9 protein-coding genes are annotated in these 12,756 nt (G+C 46.0%); 6 read left to right on the top strand and 3 right to left on the bottom strand.

The genetic code is table 11. From position 1 onward, the window contains the following. Nucleotides 1-151 precede the first annotated feature (151 nt). On the top strand, nucleotides 152-1,084 hold the full coding sequence (locus NKT06_RS30855; RefSeq protein ID WP_301290231.1) for a macrolide 2'-phosphotransferase: 933 nt from the start codon (nucleotides 152-154) through the stop codon (nucleotides 1,082-1,084). A gap of 51 nt (nucleotides 1,085-1,135) precedes the next feature. Next, on the top strand, nucleotides 1,136-1,822 hold the full coding sequence (locus tag NKT06_RS30850; protein WP_253442061.1) for a hypothetical protein: 687 nt from the start codon (nucleotides 1,136-1,138) through the stop codon (nucleotides 1,820-1,822). Nucleotides 1,823-1,961: 139 nt separating this feature from the next. On the opposite strand, the gene NKT06_RS30845 is transcribed toward NKT06_RS30850, so the two are convergent. Then, entirely contained in the window at nucleotides 1,962-4,259 is a 2,298-nt protein-coding gene (locus NKT06_RS30845) for a 5'-nucleotidase C-terminal domain-containing protein (RefSeq protein WP_253442059.1), read from the bottom strand. A 256-nt stretch (nucleotides 4,260-4,515) separates the two neighbouring features. Here NKT06_RS30845 and NKT06_RS30840 point away from each other — a divergent pair, with 256 nt between their 5' ends. Further along, the gene (locus NKT06_RS30840; RefSeq protein WP_253442057.1) at nucleotides 4,516-5,478 is read left to right on the top strand and encodes an endo-1,4-beta-xylanase; all 963 of its coding nucleotides are present in this window, start codon (nucleotides 4,516-4,518) and stop codon (nucleotides 5,476-5,478) included. A gap of 133 nt (nucleotides 5,479-5,611) precedes the next feature. Here the strand turns inward: NKT06_RS30840 and NKT06_RS30835 are convergent, their stop codons facing one another. Both NKT06_RS30835 and NKT06_RS30830 read right to left on the bottom strand, forming a co-directional pair. After that, nucleotides 5,612-6,949: a glycoside hydrolase family 30 protein gene (locus tag NKT06_RS30835; protein ID WP_253442055.1), complete on the bottom strand. Its 1,338-nt coding sequence runs from the start codon at nucleotides 6,947-6,949 to the stop codon at nucleotides 5,612-5,614. A 301-nt stretch (nucleotides 6,950-7,250) separates the two neighbouring features. Next, nucleotides 7,251-8,768 carry a leucine-rich repeat domain-containing protein gene (locus NKT06_RS30830; RefSeq protein ID WP_253442053.1) on the bottom strand — a complete coding sequence of 506 codons (1,518 nt, stop codon included), beginning with the start codon at nucleotides 8,766-8,768 and terminating at the stop codon, nucleotides 7,251-7,253. Nucleotides 8,769-9,140: 372 nt separating this feature from the next. Between NKT06_RS30830 and NKT06_RS30825 the strand changes: the two genes are divergently transcribed. From NKT06_RS30825 to NKT06_RS30815, 3 genes are all read left to right on the top strand, one after another. After that, nucleotides 9,141-10,031, top strand: a complete 891-nt coding sequence (locus tag NKT06_RS30825; RefSeq protein ID WP_253442937.1) for a diacylglycerol/lipid kinase family protein — start codon at nucleotides 9,141-9,143, stop codon at nucleotides 10,029-10,031. A 147-nt stretch (nucleotides 10,032-10,178) separates the two neighbouring features. Next, nucleotides 10,179-11,096, top strand: coding sequence for an aldo/keto reductase (locus tag NKT06_RS30820; RefSeq protein ID WP_253442051.1), 918 nt, complete (start codon nucleotides 10,179-10,181; stop codon nucleotides 11,094-11,096). Between the two features lie 273 nt (nucleotides 11,097-11,369). Further along, a complete protein-coding gene (locus NKT06_RS30815) occupies nucleotides 11,370-12,752 on the top strand; it encodes a transcriptional regulator (RefSeq protein WP_253442049.1) in 1,383 nt (460 codons plus the stop codon). The last annotated feature ends 4 nt before the right edge of the window (nucleotides 12,753-12,756 follow it).

Below are 12,756 nucleotides of genomic sequence, written 5' to 3'. Positions count from 1 at the left end.
TATTTGTAGTGGACACTCTTGCATAAGAGTGGTTCTTTAATGTACCACTATGAGGATGCGCAAAAATAGGTATAACCCTATTCCGAGATTGAAAGCACAGGCATGAATGTCTGTGTTTTTTATTTTTCCAAGGAAAAGGAGAGGTTTGGATATGATAAAGTCAAATGAACAAGTGGATTTCACACAGGATATATGGTTGCTGGCTGAACAAAATGGGCTTCAAATCCGCAAGGAATCAATGGAAATCAATGAGTCCGGGATGGACTTCCGGGTAGCCTTCGCCACTGATATAAGTGGACAAAAGTGGGTTCTGCGTCAGCCGCGGCGTGAAGACGTATGGGGGCGTGCCGAGAATGAGCGTAGAGTACTGGACGTTGTCCGGGGGAGTGTTCCGGCACAGGTACCGGACTGGCGAATCTGCACGCCCGAACTTATCGCTTATCCACTATTGGATGGCGACCCGATTGCAGTGGTAGATCCTGCTGGCGCAGGATATGCGTGGCGTTTCCCGCAGGAGACCTTGTCTGACGAGTTCCTGGATTCACTGGCTGCTACACTTGCCGCATTGCACAACATTGATCCTGAGGAGGCGGCCAAGGGCGGAGTTCGGATCAAGACGCCTATGGAAGCTCGCAAAGAGTTTGCGGCAAATATAGAGGAGATTAAAAAGAATTTTATGGTACCGGACCAACTGGCGGAACGCTGGACGGTGTGGCTGTCTGTGGGTAGCTTTTGGCCGAAGCACTCAACGTTTAATCACGGGGATCTGCACCCACCGCATATCATTGTCGATGATACACAGCGGGTAACCGGACTCATCGACTGGACGGAAGCGGAGATTGCTGATCCGGGTAAGGATTTTGTAATCCTTTATGGACTTTTCCAAGATGATGGACTACGCGATCTGCTGAAGCGATACGAGAAGGCAGGAGGAAGGACATGGCCTCAGATGTTTGAACATATTCGGGAACAATGGGCTGCTTACCCGGCACTGGTTGCCAAATTTGCTCTAACCACAGGGGAAGAGTCGACGATGGAAATGGCGAGAGGCATGCTGGCAAACTGGGATGTAAGGCGGGATTAGGTGCTCCAGTGAAGGTGTGAATCTAGTATGTCAGATGAGGGGAGGTGGATTGTGGCACGAGAGGGTAAGACGCGATGGTTAATAAGCATTGTACTGACGGTTAGTTTAGCCGGTTGCTCGGCCCCTTTTTCCAACTCACATGAAGGCGCAGGAAACAGGCTGTCGCCAGAGCGGATGGAAGAATTGAGGAAGGAATACCCGCTATCTACTGACACCCCGGTGTTAATCAATATCAGAGAAGTAAGTTTCAGAGAGATCATGGATTTTGCGGACTCCGTTATTGTAGCAGAGGTTGTGAGTAGCCTTCCGAATTTTAGCGTGGATTTGCCTGTTGCCCCGGGCACGCCTGAGGGTGATTTTGCAGAAAAGGATCGGGCTGCTGGTCTTGTACCCTACAAGCCTGAATTCATTACTTACAAGGTGAAGGTGCATAAGGTTTTAACAGGTGAGGATGTAGAAAAGGATACGTTTCTCTTTTACAACGCTGACTTCGCAGGTGTGGAGCCTGAACTTAAACCAGGTATGAAGATTATCGCTGTAGTCAAAAAGGGGACGACCGGAGAACAGCTGGGAGGATATTCGTTCACCCGTTATGGCACGTACTATATTGTCGATGGTGACTACGTACTTGCCGCCTATGAGGGTGAATCGGAGGAATTACGCGTTTTCACAGAAGAAACGAATGGGATACAACTGGACTCTTTTATAGATAAAATCAAGAACCTGCCAAAAGGCTAAATAACTTCATTCCCGTAGAGCAGTAGAGGAACGGCAATACGTATAACCATTCGTTAACATAGCAAAGGGCGATCCCGACCATGATTTCCATGGGAGAATCGCCCTTTTTTTCGTTAAGCGTGGTGCATAACCATTATATCTATTTCAAAATGCTCACATATTTTCCGTATACAAATGCTACACGTCCATCAAGCTTCACTTTTACCCAGCCATACTTGTCTGTGCTAATCACCTCAAGCAGGGTGCCTTTCGGTACCGCAGCAATGACCTTGGCTTTGGATGAAGCGCCAGCGCGTACGTTCAGGTAAGCCGCTGTAACCTTGGCTTGTTTACCTTTGGTGACGCTACCCGGTTTACCAGTGTTTGGAGTTGAGGGTTTGTCAGGTTTCGACGTGCCCGGAGTCGGTGTTGGTTTAGGTACAGTTGGTGTTGTCGGTTTCTCAGGTTTAGGTGTTGTCGTACCACCATCACCACCTGTTGCCGTTTTGCGAGCCTTGTTCAACTGTTGATAGAATGCTCCCTTGGTTTTCACACCTGCGAATTTTGATGTATTCACGCCTGCTTTGGCAGAAAGTGCATCAATCTCTTCTTGCGTCACCGCATCCAAAATGTTAATGGAGGCAATGTTGGTGTACTTGCCATCTTCCGTTGTTGGCACAGACATGATGCCATCGTTAATCAACTCCACTACATCTGCGCGTTCTGGTGCAGTCAGGTCTACGCCGGTGATTTTCCAGTTGTGCTGAATCTTCGGTTCGTAGACACCTTTCATAACATCTTTCAGATAGGCGATGGACAGGTTGCGAATCGTACCTTGGATCTCACCGAACGCCGAGGCATCCTTCGAGGACCAGAGTTGCTTGAACTTACGCCCTTCCATGGCACCGCCTTTGGCAATCAGCGCTTCCATCCGATAGGCATTCATACCGAGCTTCAATGTATCGTCTTCTTTTACGGCCTCACCGTTGCTGTACTTGAGATTCGTAATCCGACTGCCGTATGGCTTGGTCAGGTCAATCTCATACGTTACGCCGCCGAAGAAATCATCGGTGCTGTATTTGGAAGCACGCCGTTTCGGATCAAAGCTGACGGTCACATCGCCTGGGCGTGTGGAGTTGAAGTATCCCGCAGACCACTCCATATAATCCATCAGATCGCGTCCGGTTACTTCATACACAGTTACTTCACCAAAGGTATATTGGTAGTTGAACGCAATATCCTTTTTCTTGATCGGGCCTACATCCAGCTTGGCTTTGTCGTTATCAATCTGGTGCGCGACCACATCGGCGTCACTGTAATGCAACATCACTTCGGTGAAAAAGTCAGACAAAGGTGTTTCCTGGATCTGCACAGCAGGGATACCCTTAATCTCATCGGCAGGCACCAGGTTCGTTCCTTTCAGTTCAGCCACTTCAATGTTAGCATCGGCACGAGCGAACTCGTGGAATGGATGCAATGTCTCTTCCAGCGCAGGATCGGAGACTTCGTACGTTCCGTCGGCTGCTTTTACGGCGAGTGCTTGAGCTTCCTTGCTTTTCAGCACAACTTTGTCGCCGTCTTTTTCAAATGTAAGGTCGATTCGCGAAATATGTGAGCCATATTTATTCGGTTCGGAGATCAATACACCGTTAACCGTTTGGGATTCAATCAAGGTATGCATGTGTCCGGCAAAAATGGCAGCCAGCTCCGGGTTGGCGTTGGCGATATCTGTGACTCCGGTTCCCGGATTTCCGTTCTCGTTATCCAATCCCATATGCATGAGTCCAACCATAACATCCACTTTGCCTTTCAGCTCGGTAATGGCCTTCTTGGTCTCTTCCACAGGATCTTTGACGATGATACCGTCCAGGTGATCGGTACCTTTCTCAAATTCGGTAATCATCGGTGTGTTCATTCCAATGACACCTACTTTGATTCCGTCTTTCTCAATTATCGTATAGGCAGGCATGTAGCGGTCGCCGTTTTCTTTGAAAATGTTACCTACGAGAGGCTGTCCATTGAATTGGGAAGAGATCTTCTCCAGTACGTCCAGTCCAAAGTTAAACTCGTGGTTACCCATAACCCATGCGTCATATTTCATTTCATTCATCGCAACCATCATGGGAGATTGAGGTTGATCATTGAATAACTCAGCGGAGTTATCCTGAATCATGTCCCCTGCGTCCAGCAGAATCGTATTGGGATTCTCAGCACGCACTTTTTTTACAATGGTATAGAGCTGCGTCATGCTGCCGGTTGGGTTTGGACCGTCCAGAGCATAGTCCCAAGGCATAAATCGGCCATGAATATCCGATGTACCCAGCAACGTGATCTTGGTTTCCTTGTCTGCCTCAGCAGCCTGAGCTGGAGTAGAAGCGAAAGGGGCGAACAAAATGGAGGCACATAAGAGGAATGATAAGGGCCATCCGGCGAAACGTTTTGTTGAAATTTTGCGCATGTTGTAATCTCCCTTGTTATCTAGTGTATGTAAAGATATGTATCATTTTATACTAGATAAACATGTGGTAAATGTAAACTCCAATGTAAGAGTCATGTTCGATTTAGAGTGGGCTTATAGACAGCATCAAAAACACAAAGTTCTATTTTTTTTTCAATAAAATACTATAATTTGACAGGTTTTTAAAACCAAAATTATCCAGTAAAATGATTTTTGTAAGCGCTTAACAAAAATAAATTTAAAGGAGGAAAATCATTTGATTAAGTCCAAGTGGTTTAAGACAGTCGGCTCACTGGCATTGGTAGGGGTTCTCGCGGCTTCAGTTGCGGTGGGCAGTGTGAGTGCTGGTTTGGCGAAAGGTAGCAAATTTTTGGGCAATATTATAGCTAGCCAGGTTCCTTCTAATTTTAGTCCTTACTGGAACCAGGTTACTCCAGAGAATTCCACCAAGTGGGATGCTGTGGAAGGTACACGTAACGTGATGAACTGGGGTCAGGCAGATATGGCATACAATTATGCTAACAACAATGGATTCCCGTTCAAGTTCCATACGCTCGTATGGGGAAATCAGCAGCCAAATTGGATTAACAGTCTCTCTGCCGCAGATCAGAAGGCTGAAGTGACACAATGGATTCAGGCCGCAGGACAACGGTATTCCAAGGCAGCATATGTGGATGTCGTTAATGAGCCGCTTCATGCCAAGCCTTCTTATCGCAACGCGATCGGTGGAGATGGAGCCACTGGCTGGGATTGGGTCATTTGGTCATTCCAGCAGGCGAGACAAGCTTTTCCGAACGCGAAATTGCTGATCAATGAATATGGTATTATCGGTGATCCGGCTAAAGCGGACCAATATATCCAGATTATTAACCTTCTGAAAAACAGAGGCCTAGTGGATGGTATTGGTATCCAAGCGCATTACTTCAATATGGACAACGTCTCTGTCAGCACGATGAACACAGTACTGAATAAGCTGGCTGCGACAGGTCTGCCGGTCTATGTATCCGAACTGGATATGACGGGCGACGATAATACACAGTTGCAGCGCTATCAGCAGAAATTCCCTGTACTGTGGAAGCATGCTGCTGTTAAAGGTGTAACACTGTGGGGCTACAACCAGAACCAAACATGGGTGAACGGTTCACATCTGGTCAATAGCAACGGTACAGAACGTCCAGCGCTGCAATGGTTGAGAAATTATCTGGCGAACAACCCTTAAGCGTGCATTTTGACGAGTCTGAGTTTCCCTTGTGAATTCGTTATTATATAACACCAAAAGCGCCTGTTCCGCATGTTAAGCATGGGAATATGGCGCTATTGGTGTGAGGATGCTTTGTTTCAACTGTAGTTTGTTATTTCGGTTGAATAACCATGCTGTTGAAGGAATCTGCCTCCAGCTCGAGCCGGAGGGTCTGCCCTTCATATGCCAGATGTAAGTTGCGACGGTCCTGGAATGGATTATTGATCACAATGACGAGACTGTTATCCGGGTTGCGGAAAGCGACGGATTTACCGCTCCAGGCCCCAGACAGGCCGACTCTTCTAGCACCAGGGACCACATGATGTGCGAAGTGTTTCATCACATAATACTCCGGGTTTCGAGTAACCTCCTTATTGTCCGGATCTACGGTGATCATGGAGTTCTGCTCCCAGCCCCATGTGCTGCGGCCTTTGGGTTCCAGAACCATGTTCCAGTAGATGTACGCATTCACTCCGTTGCTGAAGTAATGTTGATAGAGATTATATACATATTTGGCGTAGTTCCATGAGTTGTTGCCATCGCCGCATTCGTTCTCGGTCTGCATATAACGTAGCTCCGGATAACTTGCCGCGGTACGTTGAATGGCATTTTTGCCAGCCCATTGATACCCAACACCTTTGATATAGGAATAGGCCTTTGGATCACTCAGGACAAGCCCGGCATACTCGTCGAAGTCATTTGTTTTTTTCTTGATCAATTCTTCCCATGGATCAGGGGCGTTGATCGTTCCCAGCCAGATTTCCGTATCCAGACCGTGTTTGTCAAAAGCCGGGCCCAGATAATCGGCGATAAACTCACGAAGCTGCTCGCCTGTCCACATGCAAGAAGGGAATTTCTGATCTGCAATGACTTCGTTCTGCACATGCACCTGATGGATGGTAATACCTGCGTCACGGTAAGCCTGTACGAATTTTACGAAATACAGGGCGTAGGCCTCCAGAATATCTTTTTCCCAACGAAGTGTGCCGTAGTTATAGGCTTTTGGCGACTTCATCCATGTTGGCGGGCTCCAAGGGGAGGCGAAGAATTGCAGGTTCGGGTTATAACTCAGGGCTTCCTTGATGTAGGGAATCAGATATTTGAAATCACGTTCGATCGAAAAATGTTCCATGGCCACGTCACCATCCACCTCGTTGTGGCTGTACCACTGCTCTGCATAATCACTTGCGCCTATGGGCAGGCGGCAGATGTTAAACTTGTGCTCACCCTCCGGATGGAAGAGGGAATGAAATACCTCATGGCGCTGCTCCTCGCTCAAGTGCGATAGAGCAATATAACCAAGCTCGTTGAAACAGCCGCCAAACCCTTCCACAAGCTGGTGTTGCTCACCCGTGAGTTTTAAGTTAGCGCTTTCATTTGTCGACGCAAAAGATAACTCTTTCCATGGGCTACCTTGGGTTGTTGAATAACCAGTGAACGTGAATGTCATATGAATTTCCTCCTCGCTTGAACTCCAGCTGTCATAGATAGTACGTTCAGTATAACAACTCTCGCGGCAAAAGAAGATATGCTAAACCGTGTAAAATTTGCCCTAATCCGAGATAGAGCGTTACAAGATTATGCCCATATAGACAGATGGTATGGTGCATTTACTTATGACTGATTCTATCCATATACCACTATCCAATGTCGTAGCACTACTGTCATAACACAGCGAAGTCCCCGCTGATTGTTCAAACGGGGACTTCGCTGTGTTTCTCTTATGGCTGGGATTGATCGTAAGACACGACTTAAGGCTGTACACTCTCACCAAGCTCTTTATTTTCAAAAATCAGAATCGTTTTGCTGCTTCCGATGTAACCAACAGAGGTATTGAATTGCTCCGAAATAAAGCGAACCGGAACAAATGCTTTGCCATTTTTCATCAATAGAGGAGCATCATGGATTGCAAGCGCGTCGTTCACGACAACTTGTTTGTTGCCTACAGTCCAGCGAATCGTCTTGTCATTCTGTGTGATCACCGCTTCGCGCGTACCGCTGTTCCAGTTCACACTGGCGTTTAACTGCTCCGAGACAAAACGCAGAGGCACATAGGTCCGCCCTTCATCGATAAAAGGCGCAGCATCCAGTGCATAAGAGCGATCTCCTACATAAGCAGTGGTAGACCCTTCAATCAGACGCTGGAAGCTGCCCTGCGGCGTCCGTTTCTGCTCCCGCACATTCATACGGTTCAGAAGCTGCATCGTCTGACTGCCACTTGTGACATCCAGATAGTTATTCTGCACGGTAAGTCCCGCAGGTTCAACCTCGGAGACAGATGTCTGAATACTGGAGGATAACGAAGTGGACGCCGAGATATCCTGTATAGCATTTGTCGCTGACTGATCACGGGTAAACGTAAAACCAGCAATCGGTGTCAGGTCCCACACCCGGTTGTTGGATAATTTTAATACGTCCAAGCTGGATAGTTGCCGAAGAGGTTCCAGATTATAGATCTGATTGGATTCTGCATTCAGCTCCTTCAGACCAGTCAGTCTCTCAATTCCCTTGAGGTGTTGTAATTGGTTACCAGAGATATCAAGTGTCCGAAGCCGTGTCATGTGCTCTAGTGGTGTCAGGTCCGTGATGTGATTGCCTGCTACATTCAGATTCCGCAGCGTATTTGGCAGTTCAGCCAGTGCTTCCAGCTTCTGAATCTGGTTGTTTGCTACATTGAGTTGTTGGAGCCGGGTCTTACCCATGAGCGGTGTCAGATCACTAATGGTATTGTTTGAAATCTCAAGCCACTTCAGTGCATCCGCATCCGAGAGGGCTGCAAGACTGGCAATCTGGTTACCGCTGGCGTGGAACGTATGTAATCGGTTGAACCCACGTACAACCTCTATGGATGAAATGGAATTGTTGCTGATATACAGCCGCCCCAAGTCTTTCAATTCAGCAAGTGCTTGTATGGATGTAATGTAATTGTTGCGAACATCGATCTCGCGAAGCTGGGTTAGGTGCTTCAGCGGTGTGAGATCCTCAATCTCATTCCCATATAATCGGAGGTGAGTCAGATTGGTGGCATATTCCAGACCGGCAAGGCTTTGAATACCTGCATTGCTCAGGTCCACCACCTCAAGCTGCTCCAGATCAGATGAAGTCAGTGGAGCATCCAGAGGTTTGTTCAGAATTAGCTTCAGTCCGTCTTCAAGCAGAGGATCTTCAATAATGCCCTCGCCCAAGTCTGTAGTCGTGTAAGCCATAGCTTGCCCCGATGTCCCGAGACTCAGGATGAATACTAGAAATAGTAGAGTCATTCTTCTCATTGCATGTTTTTCCTCCGATTTTTAGAATTATAAAATAATCGAACAGCTTGAGTTAGATAAGTATCGTATTTACACGATAACGGAAGGTTGTTCTGCCCACGGAGTGTTCCGTGCAAATTGAACAGTGTAACATATGAAGATTCGACCAAAAGCACATCTATAGTTATTAACCCGTCCACAGGAAAAAGGAACAGGAAATTTCGTAAGGGATATTCCTATACTTCTATTCTATATGAAACAAACCCTGCTCTGCACTCTTCAGAGACATGTTTATCAAAAAAAATGGAACATCCCCCACAGAACCTATTCAACCCACCCTTGAAACGGGTAAAGATGAAGTGAAGATGCCAATTTGGAGGGGAAGATGTGAGTATGCGCCAAGCCATGATCATTAGCAATCCGTCGTCAGGTAAGGAAGAGGCCGATCAGTATGTGTCCCAAGTTAGAGAAATTCTGGAGTCACAACAGTATGAAGTGGTTGTTAACGAGACGGCCGGGGAAGGTGATGCGGTAGACTATTGCCTGAACGCCTGCAAGGACGGCTGTGATCTGGTCATTTCCATCGGAGGCGATGGTACACTGCATGAGACGATTAATGGCATGATAGATCAGAATCATCGTCCCCGATTGGGCATCGTACCGCTAGGTACGGTGAATGATTTTGCGCGTGCGCTGAATATCTCGCTCGACCCGGAGGAGGCCATTCGGCAGTTACGTTCGGATCAGACCCATATCGTGGATATCGGGAAAATCAATGATCGCCTATTTGCCAACGTGGTGGCAGCAGGCTCTTTGGCAGAAGCTCTATTCTCTGTATCCTCGGAAGAGAAGTCGAAGCTGGGTTCATTCGCGTACCTGAAGGAAGGCTTGAAAGACCTGGTGAATACACCAGCTAATCAACTGACCATTGAATATGACGGCCAAATCTGGAAGGGAGAATCTCCTCTTTTTCTGGCGGCGCTGACCAATTCGGTTGGGGGATTCGAGAAGTTGTCACCGGATGCTGAGGTGGACGATGGTCTGATCCATTGTTTTGTTGTTCGCAACATCAGTGTGTTCAACAGCCTGACACTAGGTACTTCCCTGTTTTTTGGTAATCTGAAGGAGCATAAGGATGTGGACTATTTTACAGCCAAAGAAGTACATGTTCGCTCAGACGAAGCCATTCGCACGAATGTAGATGGTGAGGAAGGTCCTGCTCTGCCTATTCATATCACTGTCTTACCAAGGCATATTGAGGTTATCGTACCGGAAGAAGTATAACTTCTTCTTTTATAATTATAGGCTGGAATCAAGAACCTATCATTTCTCCATATAAATGTAGAATAAATCTATTGAAACCGATTGCAGATGTGTGTCACAATCAAAAGTAAGATACACGATAATATTCGAATATGGAGGGAAAACATCTTGAGAACCATTAAATTGGGCAGCAGCACACTTGAAGTACCTGTAGTCGCTGTGGGTTGCATGCGGATTAATTCACTAGACGGTAAAGAAGCTGAACATTTTGTTCGTTCTGCAATGGAAGTTGGGGCGAATTTCTTTGACCATGCTGACATATATGGTACAGGAACATGTGAGGAGATCTTCGCTGAAGCGGTACAGATGAATCCCCAAGTTCGTGAAAATATGATTCTTCAATCCAAATGCGGTATTCGCAAAGGGATGTTTGATTTCTCCAAAGAGCATATCCTGAATTCGGTGGATGGTATTCTGCAGCGTCTGAAAACGGAATATCTTGACGTTCTGTTGCTGCACCGTCCGGATGCTTTGGTTGAGCCAGAAGAAGTGGCTGAAGCCTTTGATCAACTGGAGCGCGAAGGTAAAGTGCGTCACTTCGGGGTATCCAACCAGAATCCGAACCAGATCGAATTGTTGAAAAAATACGTTAAACAGCCACTGGTTGCCAACCAGTTGCAGATGAGTATTACCAACACTACGATGATTGACAGTGGAATCAACGTGAATATGGAGAATGATGCTGCGGTTAACCGTGATGGCAGCATTCTTGATTATTGTCGTCTGCATGATATCACCATTCAGCCGTGGTCCCCGTTCCAGTACGGATTCTTCGAAGGCGTATTCCTGGGTAGCGACAAGTTCCCAGAATTGAACGCTAAGATCGACGAGATTGCTGCGAAGTATGACGTGAGCAATACAACGATTGCAATCGCTTGGTTGCTTCGTCACCCTGCGCAGATGCAGCCTGTGACAGGCACGATGAATATTGAACGTCTGCAAGACTGTGTAAAAGCAGGAGATGTTCATCTCACTCGTCCAGAGTGGTATGAAATTTATCGTGCGGCAGGCAATATACTGCCTTAAATGCAAGTTATAGTGAGCATACTGACTAATGAGTCAGTTGAGAGCACGAGCCGGTAGATGGCTCGTGTTTTTTGTCTATTTTCAGGTTTGATGCCGAGCGCGTTTCCGATATAAAATAAGGATAGGGACCTGTATTTTAATTAAAGGATTAAAATGTAATTAATACAAATTAGTTGAAATTATTATATTGACCGATACTTTTTAATTACATATAATTACTTTTGCATACCGATAATCCTGTATATGTTTTTTATTTTGGAGGGTGGTGTTCGTTTGGAGCCGACAACCACGATACGCGATCATTTAGAAAGTTATTTGAAGCGTGAACAGATGTCCATTAGTCATTTTTCGGAAACGTCAGGGATTAATTCGGGTACGCTGAGCAATATTTTGAATAAAAATCGGCCTATTGCCATGCAGCAGTTGGATCGCATTACTTCCGCCATGAGACTGGAAGAAGGTTCCTTCTATGAGTTATACATAGATGAGTGTTTTGTGCATGCAACCCCGGATTGGCGAAGATTAGGACCTTTCCTTCATCGCTGTGCCGAGTTGGACAAGCTGGACTGTATTGAAGAGGTTATTCGTCTGATGATGGATAATCTATCCTATATTCCTTTGTTATTTGATGTGGCTGAAGAATTCTATCAAGCGGGTAAATTCAAACCGGCCATCCTTCTATATGAGAACATTGCTGAAAGCGAGAAAATGCAGCATTCCGAGCGGCTTGCACTCTGTCAGTATCGACTGTTCAGGTTGGGGCTTACCAATGATCAGCAGCGGAATCTGATTATTGCAGCTCGGTTTGAATACTATGTGGATCGGTTGGATGAACGTTATCAGTTGGATGCGCTTAACGAACTGATTAATGCTTTTGCATCACTCCACAGATGGAGCAAAGTTCAAGAGCTATCAGAAAAACTGAAGATAAAAGCAACCATTCATTATGAGATGAATGGTCGAAGAAAACAAGAAGAAACTAAACGACCTATCGTTTTTTATATTATGTATGCTTATTTAGCATCTGGAAGTGCCCATTTTCATCTGAACAACTATGAAATGGCACTGAAGTATGTTGCATTGTACACTGATTACAGTTGGGTGAAAAATCCTGAACCTGAGGAAAAAGTGGTCATTCATCAATTTCAGGAATGGGCTGAGGGTAATCGTTATATATATCAATTAATGGCTGGACAGTTTGAGGTATTACCTGCTTATCTGGCATATATCTCGACGAAGGAAAATGAGATATTTCCAGCGCTTTGTGATATTGTAACGGCAGCTAACCGCTATGATATGAATATAGACCATGTACTTGAGCAGTATGAATCGTACTTCACTTATCAGGAACAGAGCAATCGGATTGGGAAAGTGAGCAAACAAATTACCGATGATCGATACGTTCGTCTTTTAGCTGGATTAGGAACATATTATCTTAAAAAAGACAGGTTTGCAGAGGGATTAGATTTCGTTCTCCATAGCTTGAGATTTTCTATTGAAATTAGCGATGGACGAGGTATGCTTAGAGGTGTCGGATTGTTTGAACAATATAGGGACTACGCATCTGACACAGCTATAAAGCAATACAAAATCTTGATTGGTGAGGTGCAGAAACTCAATGAAGAGAAAGCTGGCTTTGCTGATAGTTACATGTAGTATC

The sequence above is a fragment of the Paenibacillus sp. 1781tsa1 genome (assembly GCF_024159265.1).
GTDB lineage: Bacteria > Bacillota > Bacilli > Paenibacillales > Paenibacillaceae > Paenibacillus.
Note: the sequence above shows the minus strand (reverse complement) of the source record. Positions and strands in the feature narration are given on the sequence as shown.